This window comes from Neobacillus sp. GCM10027624 (assembly GCF_042675345.1).
Classification (GTDB): domain Bacteria; phylum Bacillota; class Bacilli; order Bacillales; family Cytobacillaceae; genus Neobacillus; species Neobacillus cucumis_D.
On sequence record NZ_JBHTHD010000003.1, the window covers coordinates 154,179 to 176,014 of the forward strand.

A 21,836-nucleotide genomic window follows, 5' to 3' on the forward strand; every position below is an offset into this window, starting at 1 on the left:
AAATTCCTTCTCTAAAAAGAAACTAAAAGAGAATTATTTTTAGGAGGAATTGCAAAAATGGCCAAACGGACGAAAAAAAATGATCCCCAGCAAAAAAATAAAAAAGGATTTGATTCATCACAGCTGAATGAAGAATTTGCTCATGAAATGGGTTCAGCTGCCGCAAATAAAATCCATAAAGATAAAGCAAAGAAAGAAAAAGCACCAAAGAATAATGGGAAATATCAAGGTCAATAAAAGGAAAACCCTCACTCTATTGCAGTGAGGGTGTTCTTTTTAATTCAGCTTTTTTAAATAGTTTTCTACCCCATTTAAACCTTTTTCCAATGTTTCCATTGAACAGGCGAAAGACAAACGGAAATAGCCTTCTCCATATTCTGAAAAAGCACTCCCGGGTACGACGGCTACTTTTTCTTCCTTCACAAGATTAAGGGCAAAATCAAAACTGTTTAACCCTACGGTCTTAGGGATTTGCACGAAAAAATAAAAGGCTCCATCCGGTTTCACGACGCTAAGTCCCATTGCATTTAACCGGTCAAATACATACTCTCTTCTTTTCTCATATTCCATTTTCATCGGCAGGGCATCATTCATACCCGCTGTAAGGGCCTCAATCGCTGCCTTTTGGGCAATAGAATTAGCACAGGACACATTATATTGATGAACCTTTAGAATATGTTTGGTCAGTGTCTCTGGTGCAAATAAGAGGCCAATTCTCCAACCTGTCATCGAATGTGATTTGGATAAACCATTTATAACAATTGTTTTTTCTTTTAGAAATGAAGCAATGGACCTATGTGGCTGTTCATAGGTTAGTTCGCTGTATATCTCGTCTGCAAGGATAAAGAAATCCTGATCCTTACAGAAGTCAGCAATTTCCCGTAACTCTTCTTCAGAGAGGCTCACCCCTGTAGGGTTGGATGGATAAGGCAATACGATACATCGTGTTTTTTCAGTAATGTGAGGTTTGATCATCTCTAACGTAAAGCGGAAATTATTTTCTGTTACATCCACATGTACAGGTGTTGCCCCCATCATTCGAATAATCGGTTCATATCCCGGATAAATGGGACCCGGCAAAATAACCTCCGTTCCTTCTGTTAATATTGTTCGGAACGTAATGTCAATTGCTTCACTGGCCCCCATAGTGACAATTACTTCGGTATCTGGCTGATAATGAAGGCCGTATTTCTTTTCCATAAAGGAGCAGGCTGCTTTTCTTAATTCGAGCATACCGGCGTTATGGGTGTAAGATGTATAGTTTTCCTCAATGGCCTGTATTCCTGCTTGTTTTACATGTTCCGGGGTAGGGAAATCTGGTTGTCCAATCGTAAGGGAAATTAAATCTTCAATATGAGAAACCATATTAAAAAATTTTCTGATTCCGGAAATTTCAATATCTTTAACTCTTTGATTGATTAAGTGTTCCATAACTCGTTCATCCTTCCCATTTGTACCTGTATGTCTTTAGTTGAGTGTGAATATAGATGGATTTTTATCAATATTCTACCACCTAGAGGTGTTCACGCATATTAAAAGCCGGAATTCTCCGGCCTTAATTCGTATATCTTTCTCCCAGTTTCTTAAAGACAGGTTTTTGATAGGAGCGGCGGTTACCCGGATTGGAGGGAGAATGCTGGATTTCTTTTATTCCTGTATAGGATTGTAATAAGGCTTTTGCAATATTCAGTGAAAGATTTGCTTTTGGATTTCTTACTCTATCATCTAGCTTCCCTAAATGAGGTAGCTCGGCAAAATCTGATTTTGTGGGAGGAATATGGAATGTGTACCTTCCGCATTCAACTAAAACATCAGATTGCTGCTGGCTGTTTTTTGGATGTTCCGAAAAATGAAGTCCTACTTTTTTAGCTTTACCTTCAACAATTAATTTTTTTAATGCTTCATGCTTTAATTTGTATAAAAATTTGGGATTGATAGCTGTTTTTGCATGGCGATTTACAATAAATACAGCCTGAGAGAGGTTTTCGATGGTAAAATTAAGTTTGGTAAGAGGGCGTTTCTGGTCCGGGTTCAAAATAAGTACTCCTTTCTGTAGTTCAAAGCATCTTTATTATACACATTTTTTATTTAAAAAATAAGGGTAGGATCTTGATATCAATAAAAAAGAAATAATCCCAGCCAAAATTTCCAATAATAATTAATATAGGTTTTAAGTTCACAGTATAAAGGTAAAATAATAGAAAATTTTACCGGAATAGTGAATAAATTCGATATTTTCACTTATTTAAATTGTAAAATATAAATACACAAATGTAAAAACATTATTGTAAAAATATGCGAACTTTTTATGTCTAAAGGATGATAAAATGGAGCAGTCAATCAACATACTATCTTCAAAATTTAGTGCGGACAAAGTAAGTGAAAAAATCCAGAAAATCATCTTCGATATTATTTTTCAGCATGTTCAGGATATGGTTTACGTAATGAAGGTCGAAAGAGGCCCCTGTTTTCGCTATATATTTGTCAATGAGTCAGGGATGAAAAAGGCGCGGATTTCCGCTGCTGCAATCGGGAAAACACTGGAAGAGGCTCTTCCCCTTGAGTTAGCTCGCTCACTTCAGGTTAATTACGAAAAATTGCTGAAACAATCCGACAGTTATGTATTTGAGGATGAATTTTATTTTGAGGATGGAAAAAAAGTTTATGGGGAAACGGTTCTAACTCCCGTTTACGATGAAAAAAATACCGTTAGTTACATTGTTGCTGTGACAAGGGATATTACGGAATGGAAAATGGAAAGAAATAAATTAATCGAAAGTGAGCAAAGATACCGGTCTATTGTTTATCATAATTTAGATGCAATTATCATGATTAGTCCTGAAGGTGAAATTCTAGATGCAAACCCTGCTGCATCGGTTTTAACGGGTTACCAACAAAATCAAATCAAAAACTTATCTGTATACAACTTAATGGATGATCATGACTTAGCTAAATTGAAGAACCTTTTAGAAAAGACGTGTTCAGGGTATGCGCATGAGTCACTCGAAATTAGGCTGAAGCATCAGAATGGGCATTTGATTATTGTTCACCTTAAAACAGCTCCTATTATTATTCATGGAGAGATTAACGGCCTTTATGTTATTTGTAAAGACATCTCAGAGCATGCTAAAAATATGGCTACGATAAAATTTATGGCTTTTCATGATCAACTAACCGGGCTGTTAAATCGAAGAGCTCTTCTTGATCATTTAAATGAGCAGATTTTTACTCCAAGAAAAAGGAAAAAGCAATTTGCGCTGATTTCAATCGACCTTGATCGCTTTAAATACTTAAATGATACTTTAGGACATTTAGCAGGTGATGAAATATTAAAAACCGTTGCAGGTCGTTTACTACAATTTCAAGACGAGAGTTGCTTTGTCTATCGTCTGGGTGGCGACGAATTTAATATTTTACTCCTTCATTCAAACCATCAAACAACTAATTCATTTGTCAGGAAAGTTTTTTCTGCGTTTGTCCATCCTTTTTATTTTAATTCGAATGAATACTACATAACACCGAGTATTGGCATCAGTATGTACCCCAATGATGGGAAAGATGCTGAAATGTTAATTAAAAATGCGGATGAGGCTTTATTCCGTGTAAAGGAAAAGGGAAAAGCGCATTACCAATTTTACCGAAGTGACATGAATACGAGCGTCCAAAATATCATTACATTGGAAACTCATTTACGTAAGGCAATTGAGAAGGATGAGTTTACATTGTATTATCAGCCTCAAAGGGATTTGGAAACAGGAGAAATTAACAGTTTTGAAGCCCTAATCCGATGGAATAACAATGAGCTGGGGTTTATTCCACCGAGTGTTTTTATTCCTCTTGCAGAGGATACCGGCTTGATTGTTCCAATTGGGTACTGGGTAATCAGTCAGGCCTGCAGGCAAATTAAAAAATGGAATAATATGGGGTTTCATTCGATTCGAGTAGCTATAAATATTTCTCCAAAACAATTTCAACAGCGAAATCTTGTGGATGTTATTCAGTCTATGATAGAAAAATATCGCATCAAATCTTCATCACTGGAAATTGAAATTACTGAAGGGATGATGCAGGACACCAAAGAAACACTGCCAACTTTAAAGAATATAAAGAAAATTGGTATAACGATAGCTGTTGATGATTTTGGGACAGGCTATTCATCATTAAACTATTTAAAACAATTCCCAATCGATGTTTTAAAAATTGACCAATCCTTCATTAAGGAAATCCCTAAAAATGAAAAGGATATGGCTATTACAACCACGATTATTCACCTTGGAAAAAGTTTAGGATTAGAGGTCATAGCTGAAGGTGTGGAGAATCAAAATCAGGTAGAATTTTTAGCAGATGCGAAATGTCATAAAATACAAGGGTATTATTATTCGAAACCACTGCCCGCATTAGAAATAGAGGAAAGATTTCTAATTAAAAAAAAATAAAAAGGTTTTCAATAAATAAAAATCCTTATCTGCCTTTAAAATAGATAAGGATTTTTTTATATTGCTTTTTCAGATCTTAGTGTGAAAATGGTTAGTTCTGGCTTGGCCATAAAACGAAAAGGGAGACGCGTTGTTCCAATTCCTCTATTAACATATAAGGTGAGATTCCCAATAGAATACAGTCCTTCAGTGTAAATTTGGGCAAAAGGCGGGGTAACAAGTGCCCCCAAAAACGGAATTTTCACTTGACCTCCATGACTATGTCCGCTGATCTGCCATTGTATCGGGTACTGTGATGCGGTATCCGCAAGGTCGGGAGCATGCGATAATAAAATTTTAAACCTATTGCTGGGTATATGTCTTGAAGCTAAGGCTATATTGGGTTTGCCTAACATCGCATCATCTACTCCAATTAAATAGATGGGCGTATCATCTTCTAGTTTAATGGATTTAGATTCATTTAATAAGACTGTAAAATTTGCTGCCTCCATAATATTCCGATAAATGTCAGTGCCATATCCTCCATGATCATGGTTACCAAAGATACAGAACTTTCCAAGTGGAGCATTTAACTGCTGCAAGAGTGGGATAATTTGATTTATCTTATTATATCGATTCGGTTCATCCATTAAATCTCCGGTAAAAAGAATGAGATCAGGATTGAGGTTATTAATTTTTGTCATTAGCTTTTTTAGCTGCTGGAGATTATATTGAAAACCCAAGTGGGTGTCACTGAATTGAATAATCCTTTTTCCGTCAAAGCTTTTTGGGATTAAGGGATGTTTGATTTCCAGGTTATTGGTGTCTAACAGGGAAGGTTCAATCCGGTTGGCATAAAAATATCCTCCAGAACTAAGGCCGAAGATCGTGAGGAATGCACCGAATGAACGCTTTAAAAGGAATCTTCTTGTCATTTTTGTTTGCATCTTTTCTTCAAATCCACCTCACCTTTGTCTTTTAGAAATAAGCGTCATTTCGTATTTTCTTGAAAATTGGCAAAGAAAGCAAGTATTTTTAACAAAAATATCTTTTACTGCCGATTAATACGTTTTTATTCAAAACTTGAACAATTATTCATAAAAAAGAGATACCAATAATTTGGTATCTCACTATACATTGCATTTATTTATAACTGACTGCCCGGCAATTTAAAGCTTTCCAGGAGGAAATAAATCGATCTTTTCCAACCCTTACTTGTTTTCTTCCTGATAATGGGTCATTTAAATAGACGAAATTCCTATCGTATCCAACGAGAACCACCGCATGGAGGTCCAAAGGCGTTTTAATGTATTGCTGCCCATGATACCATGACTCCCAGCGGTCCGGAAGCCTGTAATCTCCAGTTGTCCAAACCACAACTGGATATCCATCTGAAACATGCTTTAAGACCCGTTCAAAAGGCTGATTTGTTAAATTAATTGCCCGGCCGGGGAGCTTTTGATTAATTAACTGAACCATTGGCCGATCAAAAACTGCATAGCCCGGGGACTTTCCTGTCATATCACCAACAAATCCTTCTGCAGGGTTTCCCCACCTCCGAATATCACCATTCGTTTTTACGAGCGGGTCGGAATCCTTTTTAATAAGGCGGTAGAGCTCTATTTTATCCGTTTTGACACCTGCATATTGAAGTACCATTGTCAGGCTGGTGACTTCGCATCCATACCTTAATTCAGGGTTTTGCCTAATTAGAGGTACATTAAGCAGTTGTGAAGCTTTTTTAGGATTTACATTTGCAGGCTTCGATTGTTTTGCCTGTATTGGTATCATTTCATTTAATACGCGGGTTGAGTTAATATTTTGTGTTTTTACCTGATTGTTTTTCTCAATAACAGCAGCTGGTGCCGATTTTTTTGTTCTATTTGAAATGCTGTCATTTTCTAAGTTACTGCATCCAAGCAATGGAAGAATTGTGGCTAAAGCAAAAAGCTTCTTCAATACTTCTCCCCCTTTAAATGGACTTAAATTTAGGGTGTGATTGTATCTCTTCTTCTATGATGGTATCCTGTTGGAAAAGAACGTGAGAGGGCTTTTATGCGTATTGTATATATTGGTATGGTATAATGAGAAAAATCTTTTTTGGAGGGCAATTAAATGGATGCATTGGATATCCTAGCGGATCTTGAAAATGTCATTCCTTTTTTTCAACCAATCTTTAGTGCGGAAGAACAAAGTGTTATCGCATATGAAGTATTGGGAAGATATAGGTCAGAAGGGAACATCATAAGCTTGGGACCCTTTTTTCAGGATGATCAGATTCCGGATGAATATAAATTTGAAGTAGATCAAATTGTGGTAAGTAAGGCATTAGAAAAAGCACTTAATTTGGATGAGCATGTCAAGATTTTTTTAAATCGAAATGCTGATTTATTAATGTATGGACATGGCGAACCATTTTTACAAGAGCTTTTAGAGTTTGAAAAAAGGGGTATTCGATTGAGTCGAATTGTTCTTGAAGTATCGGAACAAAATTACACAGGGGATTTTGATCAATTAGATCACTTACTGCAATACTATCGTACGTATGGAATCCAAATTGCGATTGCCAGGATAGATAGTTCAAAAAATTATTTTCAGCGAATTGGTGAAATTGAACCTGATATTTTGAAGGTCAATCTGGAAGCTTTAAAATCAACGTCAATAGGAACGAATTTTAATGACGTATTATTTACTCTGTCATTATTGGCACGGAAAATTGGGGCGACATTATTGTTTGAAAATATTGAAATGAGTTATCAGCTCCAATTTGCCTGGAAAAATGGCGGAAGATACTATCAAGGATATTATCTTCACCCGCCGGAGGCTGAATTTATTCAAGGAGATATGCTAAAAGAGCGATTAAAAGAGAAATTCCACGACTTTATTTCATATGAAAAAAGAAAATTAGAAGCAGTATATACGACAGCCGAGTTTTTTCAAATTAAAGTTCAGGAAATTGTTATAAAAAACAGGAAGACAAGTTATGAGGATCTATTTCAATCTTTGATAAAAGAAATGGACCATATCGCCTTTAGAATGTATGTATGTGATGAAGATGGCTTTCAAAAATCTGTTAATATCTTTAAAGAAAAAAATGACTGGATAACTCAAGCACAGTATCTTAATAAAAACTGGAGCTGGCGTCCTTATTTTTTAGAAAATATTATCAAAATGCGTAATGAGCGAAAAGGAATCTTGTCGGATTTATACAGTGATATTGAAACAGGTGAAACGATTCGAACTTTTTCTTTTCCCATGAATGGGGAAGAATATTTGTTTATCGACATATCTTATCAATATTTATTTGAGCATGAGCAGCTTTTATAAAGACGACTTAATGCACCCTTTAATAAAAAAATTTTTCCTTTCCTCCAATTTTGCTTGGACAAATGCCGTTCCTTATTTTATTCTTTTAATATTGGCATATTAAAACTTGGTAGTTAAAATTAAACCATAATCCGTTTGGATAGAAACATGTCAAAAGAGAAACATAAATATAGGAAGTTTGTTTGTGTTTGAAAGGAGATAGGCAAATGTCACAGCTTCAAGGTATATTAACTCGATTAAAAAACCTTCAGGAACAATCGGGGGGTGGAGAGCCGGCACAACGTTATTTCGAGGTAAATGGCGAGCGCAAGTGTCAGGTAACATTTCATCCTAAGACAGAAACATTTGAATTAGAAGTATACAATGAGAAGGAAAAACCAAAACGGTATCAATTTGATAACGTTGATATGATTACAATTGAAATTTTTGATTTGATTCAATAAGGGACCTTCGGGTTCCTTTCTTTTTCGGTTTTGAACATGTAAAAACCGAACAGTATCAATGGAACTATGGTAAAATAAAAAGGAATCAAACAAAAAATTTGAGGGGTTCGGCTCATGATAAGTCTTCACAGTGGGGAATTTTTAGAATTAAGTATAAAAGATTTTATGATCCCTTCCGAGCGGGTCGCACATGTTCAGATTGGGAACAATCTTGAGCATGCTTTATTAGTTTTAACCAAAAGTGGATATACTGCTATTCCTGTTTTAGACCCACATTATAAGCTCCATGGATTAATAAGTACGCCGATTATCATGGATTCCATTTTAGGTTTGGAACGGATTGAATTTGAAGAGCTGGAGAAAAAACGGGTAGAAGAGGTCATGAAATCGGATATTTCGCGGGTAAAGATTACCGAATCGATTATAAAATGCCTTGAGCTGCTCGTAAATCAACCTTTCCTTTGTGTCGAATCTGAGGATGGTTTTTTTGAAGGAATTTTGCCAAGAAGTACAGTATTAAATCAATTAAACAATTTAGTTGAAAAATTTATTAAATGATTGATTAGAGCTCCCTTGATAGGGAGCTATATTATTGAGTTTAAAAAGAGGTGTTATAATGGGGGATACCGCAGCAGAAAAAAATATTGAAGGGTCTCAAAAAAAGCGAACCAAAAAGCATCTGGTTTTAGCTTCCGTTATGCTCGCTATGTTTATGGGGGCGATTGAAGCAACTATTGTTTCAACAGCAATGCCTGCCATTGTTGCTGATTTAGGCGGTTTTCAATTATATAGCTGGGTGTTTTCAGCGTATTTGTTAATGAATTCAGTAACGGTTCTCATTTATGGAAAGTTATCAGATTTATTTGGACGAAAACCCATCATGTTTTTTGGCGTTATCATTTTTTTAATAGGATCCACACTTTGCGGTTTTGCCTCATCAATGAAAATGCTAATTATTTTCCGCCTCATACAAGGGTTCGGAGCAGGAGCTGTTATGCCAATTGCCACAACCATTGTAGGGGATATTTATACGGCTGAAGAGCGGGCAAAAATCCAAGGCTATCTTTCAAGCGTCTGGGGGATTTCTGCCATTACAGGGCCGGCTGTTGGCGGCCTGCTTGTTCAATATGTCAGCTGGCATTATGTTTTTTGGATCAATATCCCATTAGGAATTCTTTCCCTTGCAGGGTTATGGCTGTTTTTACATGAAAATGTGGAAAAGAAAAAACACGAAATTGACTATCTCGGAGCTATTCTACTAACGGTTGCCATTTCTTCGCTTATGTTGGTTCTAGTTGAAGGGGGCAGTCATTGGGCCTGGGGTTCTTGGCAGGCTTTATCGCTTTTTGCATTGTGCGGTCTTACATTGGTAGCGTTTGTTTTTCAGGAGGGCAGGGCAAAAGAACCTGTCATGCCATTTAATATTTGGAAAGAACGGTCCATTTTTATCGCAAATATTACCTCTTTAACAACTGGAATTATGTTAATCGGGATTTCAAGCTTTTTACCTACGTTCGTTCAAGGGGTAATGGAACAAACCGCCATTATTGCAGGATTTACCTTGACGACAATGTCAATTGGCTGGCCAATTGCATCCACAATGTCCGGTAAAATGCTGATTTCTCTGGGGTATCGAACCACCTCGATCATTGGTGGCGTAGCATTAGTGCTTGGCAGTCTCTTTTTTGTCACGATGTCCACTTCTGTAGGTCCTATCTGGGCTGCTGCAGGCTCATTTATTGTAGGAATTGGAATGGGGTTAACTTCGACAGCTTTCATCGTTTCCATTCAAAGTACTGTTGAATGGCAGCAGCGTGGAATCGCAACAGCCGCCAATATGTTCATGAGAAATTTGGGGAACACGATAGGGGCTGCCTTATTAGGCGGAATTCTTAATAATCGGTTAAGCAGTTATTTAAATGAAAATGCTCCAGAAGCAGGGAAGAAACTAACTATTAATTCGGCTAATATTCTTTTAAATGCAAAAGAGCGTGCACAATTATCTGAAACGGTAAGAGACGTACTTCAAAATGGTTTAACTCTATCCCTGCATGCTGTCTACTATGTGGTTCTAATTTTTGCGGTAATAAGTTTGATTTTGGTTTTCTTTATTCCGAAAAAAGGGAATAGCTCTGTTTAAAAACAGGGCTTTTTTCCATGAATATGATGAAGGTGGTTTGAACGTTGTCTTCACTATCTGAATTTCAATTATTATCTGTTTTGGCTCAAGAAATGAATATGCGTAAGGCTTCTGAGCGCCTGTTTGTCTCTCAGCCGGCTTTATCACAGCGCCTGCAAACCATTGAAAAAGATTGGGGAACGAAATTGTTTATTCGTTCCCAAAAAGGACTGGCACTAACTCCATCAGGGGAGCAAGTTATCCAATTTGTCAATGAGGTCCTGAAAAAGGAAGAAAAGGTAAGGGAGTCGATTCATTCACTCCAGGCAGGTGTGTCCGGAACTTTAAAAATAGCAGTTGCTTCAATAGTTGGGCAAAATTGGCTTCCCCAAGTATTAAAGCGATTTATTGATACCTATCCTCAGGCAAAAATTTCGCTTGTAACAGGCTGGAGCAGTGAAATTTTAAAATGCTTGTATGATGACCAGGTTCATATCGGGATTATTCGCGGAACTCCTGATTGGAAGGGGGCTAAGATCCACCTTTTTAGTGATCCGCTATATCTAGTGGACCGGGTTATAACAAAGCCTGAGCAGGTCTTGGACACAGATCGTCCGTTTATCCAATTTAAAAGCGACTCTAACTATTATCAAGAAATCCAAGATTGGTGGATGAGAAATTTTAAAACCTCACCAAAAAGGACCATTGTTGTCGATCAAATTGAGACCTGCAAACAAATGACGTTTAATGGAATTGGCTACTCCATCCTGCCGTCGATTACCTTAAAAAGTGCAGAAAAAAATATATTTAAAATCCCGCTTCTTAATGAAAATCATCTGCCGCTTAAAAGGGATACATGGCTTTTGGGATATGAATCTGCTTTTCAATTAAAACAAGTGAATGCGTTTGTTGAATTAATCAAAGAGTATGTTTCTGAAAAAAAACAATAATCCCATTTTTTTATTGTTTTCATCGCTTTCCTTTGTTAAAGTAATTTTTAGTACAAGCCTTAGGAGGAACATATATTATGAAAAAAATGGATGCACATGAAATTATTTCGTTTATCCAAAATAGTAAAAAATCTACACCTGTAAAGGTTTATGTAAAAGGTGACCTTGAAGGAATTGATTTTGGAAGCAATTCAAAGGTATTTGTGAATGGGAATACAGGGGTTGTTTTTGGTGATTGGGCAGATGTTAATGCTGCATTAGAAGCTAATCAAGCTAAGATTGAAGATTATGTAATTGAGAATGACCGTCGTAATTCTGCTTTGCCATTACTGGATATGAAAAATGTAAATGCCCGAATTGAACCAGGTGTTACGATTCGCGATCAGGTTGAAATTGGTGATAATGCGGTTATTATGATGGGGGCTGTCATTAACATCGGCGCAGTTATTGGTGACAATACAATGATTGACATGAATGTGGTAATGGGCGGCAGAGCAACGGTTGGGAAAAGATGTCATATTGGTGCCGGTGCTGTTTTAGCAGGAGTAATCGAACCACCATCTGCAGAACCAGTTGTCATTGAAGACGATGTTGTAATTGGAGCAAATGCAGTTGTACTTGAAGGTGTAAAAGTTGGAAAAGGGTCCGTTGTTGCCGCAGGTGCAGTTGTAACGGATGATGTTCCACCAAATACAGTTGTTGCTGGAATTCCTGCAAAAAAAATAAAGGATATTGATGAAAAGACTAAATCGAAGACAGAAATAATGGATGCGCTTCGTCAATTATAATCAATGGGAGAAAAGCGTGGATATTCCACGCTTTTTTTCTAAACCAAGGGAGTAATCTGAATGAATTCATATGTGAAAATTCGTCGTGATTTACATCAAATTCCGGAATTAGGGTTTCAAGAATATAAGACCCAAGCTTATTTATTATCTTATTTAAAAGGTTTACCTCAGAATAGGCTGTCGATTAAAAAGTGGAAAACGGGGATTTTTGTAAAGGTACATGGTCTTAATCCAAACAAAACCATTGGGTATCGAACAGATATCGATGGATTACCGATTTCAGAAGAAACAGGACTGCCTTTTAAATCAACTCACGATGCTCAAATGCATGCGTGCGGACATGATTTTCACATGAGTATTGCGATAGGAACTCTTACCTATCTTGTGGAAAATCCTATCCAGGATGATGTATTATTTATTTTTCAACCGGCAGAGGAGGGACCTGGGGGGGCGGAACCGATGCTGCAGTCAGAGATCATGCAGGATTGGAAACCGGATATGATTTTTGCCTTACATATCGCCCCGGAATACCCTGTAGGGACGATTGCTTTAAAAGAAGGACTACTCTTTGCAAATACGTCTGAACTATTTATTGATTTAAAAGGTAAAGGCGGCCATGCTGCCTACCCTCATCAAACCAATGATATGGTCATTGCTGCCTGTTCGTTAGTCAATCAACTACAGACCATCGTTTCTAGAAATGTCGATCCGCTAGATAGTGCTGTGATCACAATTGGCAAAATTACTGGGGGAACCGTGCAAAATATCATTGCCGAAACAGCGCGTTTGGAAGGGACTATTCGAACATTATCACCTGAATCAATGAAAAAGGTAAAGCATCGAGTAGAGTCTCTGGTTAAAGGGATTGAGACAGGTTACGAATGCGAGGCCAAGATTGATTTTGGGGCGATGTATCATCAGGTCTATAATGATGAAAAATTGACAGGAGATTTTTTCGAATATATGAGCCGACAAAATGAAGTAAAGGTAATCGAGTGCAAGGAAGCCATGACGGGTGAGGACTTTGGCTATATGCTTAAGGAAATCCCTGGATTTATGTTTTGGCTCGGAGTCGACTCGCCATTTGGTTTGCACCATTCAAAGTTAAATCCTAACGAAGAAGCCATTGATGTTGCTATAAAAGTAATGACAAACTATATCACTTATCAAGGGAATAAAGCATAAAACACAATGCGTTTTGTTTTATACTTTTTGGAAATCATGATAAACTTATAGCAAATAATGGTGAATTTTGTTACATAGAAAAAGTTTAATCTTCACCTAAAAAGGTAAAACTGATGGAGGGGAAATCTAGGTTATAATTAAAATAAGTATTTATTTAAATTAATTATAATTTAATATTGACTCAAAATTAGAATTATCCTATAATGAAATGTGTCAAAGGGATAGCAAATGAGAATTGCTATAAAGTTATCTCATTTAATTAATATTTGGAGGGATTCGATATGCCAGAACGTATGGTAGGTAAACAAGCTCCACGCTTTGAAATGGATGCAGTATTACCAAACAAAGAATTTGGAAAAGTTAGCCTTGAAGAGAACATGAAAAATGATAAATGGACAGTATTGTTCTTCTACCCAATGGACTTTACATTCGTTTGCCCAACTGAAATCACAGCTATGTCTGATCGTTACGAAGAATTCGATGACCTTGATGCAGTTGTAATCGGTGCTTCTACAGACACCATTCATACTCACCTTGCTTGGATTAAAACAGATCGTAAAGAAAATGGTCTTGGCGATTTAAATTATCCATTAGCAGCAGACACTAACCATGTTGTTGCTCGTGAATATGGTGTGTTAATTGAAGAAGAAGGTGTTGCACTTCGCGGTTTATTCATCATTGACCCAGAAGGCGAATTAAAATATTCTGTAGTAAACCATAACAATATCGGCCGTGACGTTGATGAAACACTTCGTGTTCTTCAAGCACTTCAAACTGGCGGACTTTGCCCTGCAAACTGGAAGCCAGGACAAGCTACACTAAATGTTTAAAATAGAAAAGCGGAAGCGCCTTGTTCAGGGGCGCTGGAGCTAGACAATTTTTAAATCAAACACGATAGACCTAACCTTTAAAGTGTTAGGTCTATTTTTAAAATAGAGGGGGTATTGAAATGAAATTACGTGAGCCAATGCCGGAATTAACGGGTGCAACCGAATGGCTGAACGGTCAGGTGACGAAAGAAGAGTTAGTTGGGGAAAGGCCTACACTAATTCATTTTTGGTCGATTAGCTGCCACCTTTGTAAAGAAGCAATGCCACAGGTCAATCAATTCCGTGATGACTTCAAAGAAAAATTAAATGTGGTCGCTGTTCATATGCCTCGTTCTGAAAATGATCTAAACATTGAAGAAATCAAGCAAGTGGCTGCCGAACATGGGATTTCCCAGCCAATCTTTGTTGACAGTGAACACAAACTAACGGAAGCGTTCGAAAATCAATATGTGCCTGCCTACTATGTCTTTGACCGTGAAGGTAAACTTCGTCATTTTCAAGCTGGCGGAAGCGGCATGAAAATGCTTGAAAAACGGGTAAATCGTGTTTTAGATGAATTAGAAAAAACCGAATAAAATAATGAATCAATCGGAACTGTTCGTATTTAAACGAGCAGTTTTTTTATGGAAAAATTTATTAAAAATATATGCAAAAGACTAGAAAAATACTTCGAAACCCGATATATTAAATATTGCGCCTTTATTCGAAAAATTGGAAATTGTAAGGAAAGGGGATTGAATGTGGAAACGTTTAAAAAATTAAAATCTTATTATTGGCCTTACAAAAAGTATTTTTTTATTTCCATGAGTTTTTTGTTAGTCGTTACGGCAATAACTGTTGTATATCCGATGATTTTACAGCAAACAATTGATGAGGTGGTATTAAAAGGGAAGTATTATTTGGTTCCATACCTGGCTATCGGTTTTATTTTTCTAATGGGGATAAAGGGCGGAGCCACCTTTATCAATCAATACACAGGTGATTTATTTGGAATTACCTCCGTCTATAAACTGCGAAATTCCTTATATGAAAAGCTGCAGTTTCTATCGTTTAGATACTATGATAATGCCAAAACGGGAGATTTAATGTCCCGATTAACGGCAGATGTTGAAGGATTTCGCTTTTTTCTTTCCTTTGGCTTTTCAGAATTACTTAGATTCCTCTTGTTAATCGCGCTTAGTGTAGCCGTGATGCTTTACTATTCCATCAGTCTAACCATCATTACACTCATTTCACTTCCTTTTTTATCTATCATCGTTTATAAATTTGATCGTGCGGTGCACCCTGCCTTTAAGGGGATTCGACAATCATTCGGACGATTAAATACAAAAGTTCAAGAAAGCATCAGTGGAATCAATACTGTAAAATCTCTATCAAGAGAAGGATTTGAAATTGAAAAATTTAACGCTTCAAATGGTGATTATAAGCAGCAAAATATCTTCACCTCCACCATATGGGCAAAGTATTTTCCATTAATGGAGCTAATGGGAAATATCAGTGTTGTCCTTTTATTAGGATACGGTGGTACTCTTGTCATGAGGGGTTCATTAAAACCGGGGGAACTTGTCGCTTTTTATAGTTTGGTTTGGTACATTATTTGGCCGATTGTTAACCTTGGATTTGTAATTAATTTGTTTTCACAAGCAAAGGCTTCAGGGGAACGGCTTTTAGAAGTCTTAGAAGTGAATAACGAAATAAATGATCAAGATGAGACAATAGATTCTGGCAGGTTAAACGGTCAAGTAGAGTTTAAAAACGTGTCCCTACGCTATGATGGGGGCTTAAAGGAAGCATTATTTGGTATTTCCTTTAGGATTGAGCCTGGAAAAGTAATTGGACTCATTGGCCCTACCGGTTCAGGTAAAACAAGCATTACGCAGCTTATGACGAGATTTTATGAACCAAGTGAAGGGGAGGTTTTGATTGATGATAAACCGGTAAGCGATTTTTCGCTCAGGACCTTAAGAAGCAATATAGGTTTTGTATTGCAGGAATCCTTTTTATTTTCGACTACCATAAAAGAAAATATCTCTTACGGAAGACCTGAGGCAGACATGTACCAAATTATTGATGCAGCTAAACGTGCCCAGGCACATGACTTTATTATGGAACTTCCGAATGGTTATGAAACGATACTTGGAGAACGGGGAATGGGCCTTTCAGGAGGACAAAAGCAAAGAATTGCGATTGCCAGAGCTATTTGTGTGGACCCAAGTATTTTAATCTTAGACGATGCTACTAGTGCAGTCGATATGGAAACGGAACTAAATATCCAAAAGGCTTTAAAAGAAGTCATGAAAGGCCGGACTACCTTCATCATTGCTCACCGTATCTCCTCCTTAAAGCATGCAGATGAAATTTTAGTATTAAAAAATGGCCGGATTGTGGAACGGGGAAAGCATGAGAAACTGTTAAATAATAATGGCCCATATCAACGGGTATTTGAAATCCAATATAAGGATCGGCAGAAAAAGGCATCATCTAAAACAGGTTAAAGGAGCGAATGATTTTTGATTGAAAAAAAAGCGCATCCAACTATATTAAAACGGTTTCATTATTCCTCAGATCAAGTGATTGAAAAACCCTTTAACTGGATTCAAATGGCAAGGCTGTTTAGCTATCTCAAGCCATATAATAAAAATTTATTACCTCTCTCAGCACTAATGGTCATCATCACCACGGTTATTCGGTTAACCATTCCGATTTTAATTGGAGTCTATACGCTAGATAAAGCCATCATCAATAAAGACACCCATTTATTGACCATCCTAGTTATCATCATTGCCAGCCTCTATTTCATTTCGTACATTGCAAATATTTTTCGAATTCGCTGGATGAATGAACTGGGGCAGGGGGTCATCTACGATATCCGAAAGCATCTTTTTTCACATGTACAAAATCTTTCGCATCAGTTTTTTGACCAGCGTTCTGCCGGTTCGATTCTTGTTCGGATTATGAATGATATCAATTCATTGCAGGATTTATTTACAAACGGAGTCATTAATTCATTAATGGATTCATTATTGTTAATGGGTGTTTTGATTGTTTTATTTTCACTTAGCCCATCACTTGCCCTTGCAGTAATGGTCATTTTACCAATCATGTTCTTTATCTCCACCAGCCTGCGTCGGAAAATTCGCAGATCTTGGCAGGTCGTAAGATTAAAACAGGCGAAGCTTAATTCTCATTTAAACGAAAGTATCCAGGGAATTCGCGTAACCCAATCCTTTACCCAGGAAAAGGAGAATATGGCTTTTTTTCAGGGTGTAATTCAGGAGAATTTCGAAAGCTGGAGAGTAGCTTCTCAAAAAAATGCGATGTTTAGGCCGCTTGTCGAAATAACCAATGCACTTGGTTCTGCGGTTTTAATTTGGTATGGAAGCCATCTTATCTTAAATGATTCTATGAAAATTGGGGAATTTGTCTCGTTTGCTTTTTATCTTGGAATGTTTTGGGAACCAATTTCAAGGTTAGGGCAGGTGTATAATCAGCTATTAGTTGGTATGGCTTCTTCTGAACGGATATTCGAGTTTCTAGATGAAAAGCCGATTGTTTCGGAAAAAGACAACCCGCAGGAAATGGGGGATATAAAGGGGCATATTCAATTTAAAAATGTTGTGTTCTCCTATGATGAGAGTCGGCTTGCTTTAAACGGGGTGAGCCTTGAAATAAAAGCGGGACAAACAGCAGCATTTGTCGGGCACACCGGTTCAGGAAAGACAACAATAGCCAATCTTATCTCACGTTTTTACGACGCAACATCAGGGGAAATTCATATTGATCAACACAATATAAAGGATATCTCACTGAAGAGTCTTAGACAGCAAATTAGTGTGGTCTTGCAGGATACTTTTATTTTTTCAGGGACGATTATGGAAAATATCCGCTTCGGGAGACCAGATGCAACGGACGAGGAAGTCCTATATGCAGCAAAAGCAGTTGGTGCCAATCACTTTATTGAAAAGCTTCCAAATGGCTTTCATCATGAAGTGGAAGAACGTGGGAATATTTTATCCGTCGGTGAAAGGCAGCTTCTCTCGTTTGCCAGAGCCCTTTTAGCCAACCCAAGCATTTTAATTTTAGATGAGGCGACAGCAAGTATTGATACAGAGACAGAAGTACTTATCCAAAAAGCTTTAAAAACTTTATTAAAAGGTCGAACCGCCATTATCATTGCCCATCGTCTTTCGACTATTCGGGATGCTGAACAAATCATTGTATTAGATCATGGGCAATTGATTGAAAAAGGCAACCATGAAGAATTAATGGAGCTTCAAGGAGAGTATTATCATTTGGTAACAGCACAGTTTAACATGGTAGATGCAGTGTAAAGCAGCCAAAATGGCTGTTTTACACTTTCTTTGTAACCCTTTTCACTTTTGCTCGTCGGTTTAAATAAAAAGGGGTGTGGTGCAAATGAATAGAATCAATCAATGGATCTCAATTATTTTTGTTTTTCTTCTTCTTTCAGCATGCAGTTCGGGTAGTAAAAGTGAGAGTGCAAAAATGGATTTTGCTACCAGCAAGACCGCCGATTCTGCTCAAAGCGGAAGGCAAGAAAAAGCATCATTACTATCAGGTGAGAACGCTAAAAAAGAAAAGGATCAATCGATTGAAATCGAGATGCCCGAAAAAAAGATCGTCTATACTGCAGACTTAGAGCTTCGTGTGAAAAAGTTTGAACAGACTGTACAAAGAATCGAAGAAAAAGCAGAAAAATACGGTGGATATATCGCAGAATCTAACGTAATAAAAGAGGGGAAAGAGCAGGTGAGTGGAAGCATTCGAATTCGAATCCCGCAAAAATATTTTCAAAGTTTTTTACATGATGCCGAGGGGCAGGCTGTTGAAGTGATTCAGCGAAATATTTCGGGTCAGGATGTTACCGAAGAATATGTGGATTTAGAATCCAGATTAAAATCAAAAATAGTCGTGGAAGAACGCTTACTCTCTTTTTTGAAAAAAGCGAATAAAACCGAGGACTTATTAAAAATTTCTGCAGATTTGGCATCTGTTCAGGAAGAGATTGAAACGATTGAAGGAAAATTGAAGTTTTTAGAAAATCAAACCGCTTTTTCAACTGTAAATATAATGCTGCATGAATATAAGGTGGTTGTTCCTAATATTGATAAGGACAATCTTAATACATGGGAGAAAACAAAAAAACAGTTTATGAACAGTATCAATACACTTATAGCTGTCGTTTCCTGGCTAGTTGTTTTTGTCATTGGCAATCTTCCGATTTTAATTATGATTTCAGTGATCGGTTTGCTTCTTTATCTTTACATCAAGAAAAGAAGAAATCATAATCCAAGAGGATAAAAGATATTATTACCGTTCAACGTTGTATATGCTAAAATGTACAAAGATAGATAGAGAACCTGATTTAGCTGGAGGAGAATTCTGTGAAAAAAAGCTTTGCAGTCATAGGACTTGGCCGGTTTGGCGGGAGTATTTGCCGGACACTTACAGAGGAAGGAATTGAAGTGTTGGCCATTGATAAAAATGAAGAAAGAGTGAATGAATATTCGATGATTGCTTCCCATGCCGCTGTGGGAGATACAACAGACGAAGCAGTTTTGAAAAGTTTAGGAATCCGTAATTTTGATCATGTAATTGTTGCCATTGGTGACGATATCCAATCTAGTATATTAACTACACTTATATTAAAGGAATTAGGTGTTCCCAATATTACGGTTAAGGCTCAAAATGATTATCATGAGAAGGTACTCAGGAAAATTGGTGCGGACCAGGTTGTCCACCCTGAACGGGATATGGGACGCAGGATTGCTAACAATTTAGCTTCTAATAATGTCCTTGATTATCTTGAATTATCTGATGATCATAGTATTGTTGAAATTGTTGCCAATGGAAAGATCGCCGGGCATACGATTATGGATCTAGATATTCGCAAAAAGTATGGCCTCAATATTGTTGCGATAAAAAGAGGAGAAGAACTGATTGTTTCCCCACAGGCTAAAGAAACACTTCGTGTGAATGATGTATTAGTTGTAATTGGAAGCGATGTAGACATAGACCGATTCGGGAAAAAGGCCATGGCATAAAATAGGCAACTTAAAAAAACGGAAACGCCCTAAGGCGTTTCCGTTTTTAAACTTCCATAATGATTGGTAAAATCATTGGTCTCCGTTTTGTTTTTTCATAAAGGAATGGTGCGAGTGTGTCTGTTATTTCATTTTTTATTTCTGACCATTGAGTCGTTTTTCTCTCCATTACCTTATTGATATGTTTAGTAATTAAGTTTTGAGCATCATTAATTAAATCACCGGATTCTCTCATATAGACAAATCCTCTTGAAATCAAATCAGGACCAGAGGCAATTTTAAAATCCTTCATATTGATGCTGACGACGACAACCACTAAGCCTTCCTCTGAAAGAATTCTTCGGTCTCTTAGTACGATATTTCCAATATCACCAATACCGCTTCCGTCAATATAAACTGAACCGGAAGGGATTTTACCTGCTACCTGCGCGGTATTTTCTGAAAGAGCCAAAACCTCACCATTATCCATGATAAAACAGTTTTCTTCTTGTACCCCACAGTCAACAGCAAGTTTGGCATGCATTCTCTGCATCCGGTATTCTCCGTGAATTGGCATAAAAAACTTCGGCTTTATGAGACGGAGCATCAACTTTTGTTCTTCCTGTCCGCCATGTCCTGACGTATGAATATTACTTAATTTTCCATGAATAACATCGGCCCCTGCTCTAAAGAGAAGGTTGATTGTGCGGCTGACGCTTATTGTATTACCAGGGATTGGCGAAGAAGAAAAGACTACTGTATCTCCCGGTATAATTTGAATTTGTCGATGTGTACCATTCGCAATTCTTGAAAGTGCAGCCATTGGTTCTCCCTGGCTTCCTGTGCAAAGAATGGTTACCTTATCTGCAGGAAGTCGGTTAATCTGATTGGATTCAATAAACGTTTCTTTTGGAGCAAGAATATATCCTAATTCAAGACCGATATTGATGGCAGCCTCCATACTTCTTCCAAATACAGCGATTTTTCGTCCATTTGTTACTGCTGCTTCTACTACTTGCTGCAAGCGATGGATATTTGAAGCAAAGGTTGCAAATATGATTCGGCCATCAACTTTTCGAAAAATATCATGTATGCTCTCGCCAACACGGCGTTCTGACATGGTGAATTCAGGAATTTCACTATTTGTACTATCCGAGAGTAAACATAAAACTCCCTCTTTTCCAATTTCGGCCATTTTGGTTAAATTAGCTGGTTCACCGACAGGGGTGAAATCAAATTTAAAATCACCTGTGTGGACAATTTGACCTGGAGGGGTTTTTACGACGATTCCATAGGAATCAGGAATACTATGTGTGGTGCGGAAAAAAGTAACAGATGTCTTACGGAACTTAATCACATCATCTTCTTTAATTTCAATCAGTTTAGCATTTCTAAGAAGACCATGTTCTTCAAGTTTATTTTTGATTAACCCGAGAGCAAGTTTACCACCGTAAATAGGAATATTGATTTCCCTAAGCAAATAAGGAATTCCGCCAATATGGTCCTCATGTCCGTGTGTAACAAACAGCCCTTTTATTTTTTCTTCGTTCTTTACTAGGTAGGTGTAATCCGGAATTACATAATCAATTCCTAAAAGCTCGTCTTCAGGAAATTTTATACCGGCATCAATTAGGATGATTTCATCCTGAAATTGAACAGCATATGTGTTCTTACCGATTTCACCCAGTCCTCCCAGGGCAAAAACAGCAGTTTGATCATTTTTTACAAATTTCAT

20 protein-coding genes are annotated in these 21,836 nt (G+C 37.3%); 15 read left to right on the forward strand and 5 right to left on the reverse strand.

The window, feature by feature from the left end; translation table 11 throughout:
- Window positions 1-57: 57 nt before the first annotated feature.
- The gene (locus ACFQZ9_RS05700; protein WP_498942718.1) at window positions 58-237 is read left to right on the forward strand and encodes a hypothetical protein; all 180 of its coding nucleotides are present in this window, start codon (window positions 58-60) and stop codon (window positions 235-237) included.
- A 39-nt stretch (window positions 238-276) separates the two neighbouring features.
- Here ACFQZ9_RS05700 and ACFQZ9_RS05705 read toward each other — a convergent pair whose 3' ends face one another.
- A complete protein-coding gene (locus ACFQZ9_RS05705; RefSeq protein WP_498942719.1) occupies window positions 277-1,431 on the reverse strand; it encodes an aminotransferase A in 1,155 nt (384 codons plus the stop codon).
- A gap of 124 nt (window positions 1,432-1,555) precedes the next feature.
- Entirely contained in the window at window positions 1,556-2,035 is a 480-nt protein-coding gene (locus tag ACFQZ9_RS05710; RefSeq protein ID WP_498942720.1) for a YkyB family protein, read from the reverse strand.
- 292 nt (window positions 2,036-2,327) lie between these two features.
- Between ACFQZ9_RS05710 and ACFQZ9_RS05715 the strand changes: the two genes are divergently transcribed.
- Window positions 2,328-4,436 carry a putative bifunctional diguanylate cyclase/phosphodiesterase gene (locus ACFQZ9_RS05715; protein WP_498942721.1) on the forward strand — a complete coding sequence of 703 codons (2,109 nt, stop codon included), beginning with the start codon at window positions 2,328-2,330 and terminating at the stop codon, window positions 4,434-4,436.
- 56 nt (window positions 4,437-4,492) lie between these two features.
- Here ACFQZ9_RS05715 and ACFQZ9_RS05720 read toward each other — a convergent pair whose 3' ends face one another.
- Window positions 4,493-5,362 carry a metallophosphoesterase gene (locus ACFQZ9_RS05720; protein WP_498942722.1) on the reverse strand — a complete coding sequence of 290 codons (870 nt, stop codon included), beginning with the start codon at window positions 5,360-5,362 and terminating at the stop codon, window positions 4,493-4,495.
- A 196-nt stretch (window positions 5,363-5,558) separates the two neighbouring features.
- A complete protein-coding gene (locus ACFQZ9_RS05725; protein WP_498942723.1) occupies window positions 5,559-6,374 on the reverse strand; it encodes a C39 family peptidase in 816 nt (271 codons plus the stop codon).
- Window positions 6,375-6,530: 156 nt separating this feature from the next.
- On the opposite strand from ACFQZ9_RS05725, the gene ACFQZ9_RS05730 reads away from it, so the two are divergent.
- The 13 genes from ACFQZ9_RS05730 (at window position 6,531) to ACFQZ9_RS05790 (ending at window position 20,122) form a co-directional block, all read left to right on the forward strand.
- Complete coding sequence (locus ACFQZ9_RS05730) at window positions 6,531-7,742, forward strand: EAL domain-containing protein (protein WP_498942724.1); 1,212 nt, start codon at window positions 6,531-6,533, stop codon at window positions 7,740-7,742.
- Window positions 7,743-7,948: 206 nt separating this feature from the next.
- Entirely contained in the window at window positions 7,949-8,185 is a 237-nt protein-coding gene (locus ACFQZ9_RS05735) for a YkuJ family protein (RefSeq protein ID WP_198311072.1), read from the forward strand.
- 114 nt (window positions 8,186-8,299) lie between these two features.
- The gene (gene cbpB, locus ACFQZ9_RS05740) at window positions 8,300-8,743 is read left to right on the forward strand and encodes a cyclic-di-AMP-binding protein CbpB (RefSeq protein ID WP_498942725.1); all 444 of its coding nucleotides are present in this window, start codon (window positions 8,300-8,302) and stop codon (window positions 8,741-8,743) included.
- A 58-nt stretch (window positions 8,744-8,801) separates the two neighbouring features.
- Window positions 8,802-10,325 carry an MDR family MFS transporter gene (locus tag ACFQZ9_RS05745; RefSeq protein WP_498943590.1) on the forward strand — a complete coding sequence of 508 codons (1,524 nt, stop codon included), beginning with the start codon at window positions 8,802-8,804 and terminating at the stop codon, window positions 10,323-10,325.
- 44 nt (window positions 10,326-10,369) lie between these two features.
- Window positions 10,370-11,254 (forward strand): LysR family transcriptional regulator, encoded by an 885-nt coding sequence (gene ccpC, locus ACFQZ9_RS05750; RefSeq protein WP_498942726.1) that lies wholly within the window; start codon window positions 10,370-10,372, stop codon window positions 11,252-11,254.
- Window positions 11,255-11,331: 77 nt separating this feature from the next.
- Window positions 11,332-12,042, forward strand: a complete 711-nt coding sequence (gene dapD, locus ACFQZ9_RS05755) for a 2,3,4,5-tetrahydropyridine-2,6-dicarboxylate N-acetyltransferase (RefSeq protein WP_498942727.1) — start codon at window positions 11,332-11,334, stop codon at window positions 12,040-12,042.
- Window positions 12,043-12,102: 60 nt separating this feature from the next.
- The gene (locus ACFQZ9_RS05760; protein WP_498942728.1) at window positions 12,103-13,227 is read left to right on the forward strand and encodes an N-acetyldiaminopimelate deacetylase; all 1,125 of its coding nucleotides are present in this window, start codon (window positions 12,103-12,105) and stop codon (window positions 13,225-13,227) included.
- Window positions 13,228-13,508: 281 nt separating this feature from the next.
- Window positions 13,509-14,057, forward strand: a complete 549-nt coding sequence (locus tag ACFQZ9_RS05765) for a peroxiredoxin (protein WP_198311077.1) — start codon at window positions 13,509-13,511, stop codon at window positions 14,055-14,057.
- A 119-nt stretch (window positions 14,058-14,176) separates the two neighbouring features.
- Window positions 14,177-14,632 carry a TlpA family protein disulfide reductase gene (locus ACFQZ9_RS05770; protein WP_198311078.1) on the forward strand — a complete coding sequence of 152 codons (456 nt, stop codon included), beginning with the start codon at window positions 14,177-14,179 and terminating at the stop codon, window positions 14,630-14,632.
- A 165-nt stretch (window positions 14,633-14,797) separates the two neighbouring features.
- Window positions 14,798-16,552 (forward strand): ABC transporter ATP-binding protein, encoded by a 1,755-nt coding sequence (locus ACFQZ9_RS05775; protein ID WP_498942729.1) that lies wholly within the window; start codon window positions 14,798-14,800, stop codon window positions 16,550-16,552.
- 18 nt (window positions 16,553-16,570) lie between these two features.
- Window positions 16,571-18,388: an ABC transporter ATP-binding protein gene (locus tag ACFQZ9_RS05780; RefSeq protein ID WP_498943591.1), complete on the forward strand. Its 1,818-nt coding sequence runs from the start codon at window positions 16,571-16,573 to the stop codon at window positions 18,386-18,388.
- Between the two features lie 85 nt (window positions 18,389-18,473).
- Entirely contained in the window at window positions 18,474-19,379 is a 906-nt protein-coding gene (locus ACFQZ9_RS05785; protein ID WP_498942730.1) for a DUF4349 domain-containing protein, read from the forward strand.
- A gap of 83 nt (window positions 19,380-19,462) precedes the next feature.
- Window positions 19,463-20,122 (forward strand): potassium channel family protein, encoded by a 660-nt coding sequence (locus ACFQZ9_RS05790; protein WP_198311081.1) that lies wholly within the window; start codon window positions 19,463-19,465, stop codon window positions 20,120-20,122.
- A gap of 46 nt (window positions 20,123-20,168) precedes the next feature.
- Here the strand turns inward: ACFQZ9_RS05790 and rnjA are convergent, their stop codons facing one another.
- Window positions 20,169-21,836 carry a ribonuclease J1 gene (gene rnjA / locus ACFQZ9_RS05795; RefSeq protein ID WP_133332580.1) on the reverse strand — a complete coding sequence of 556 codons (1,668 nt, stop codon included), beginning with the start codon at window positions 21,834-21,836 and terminating at the stop codon, window positions 20,169-20,171.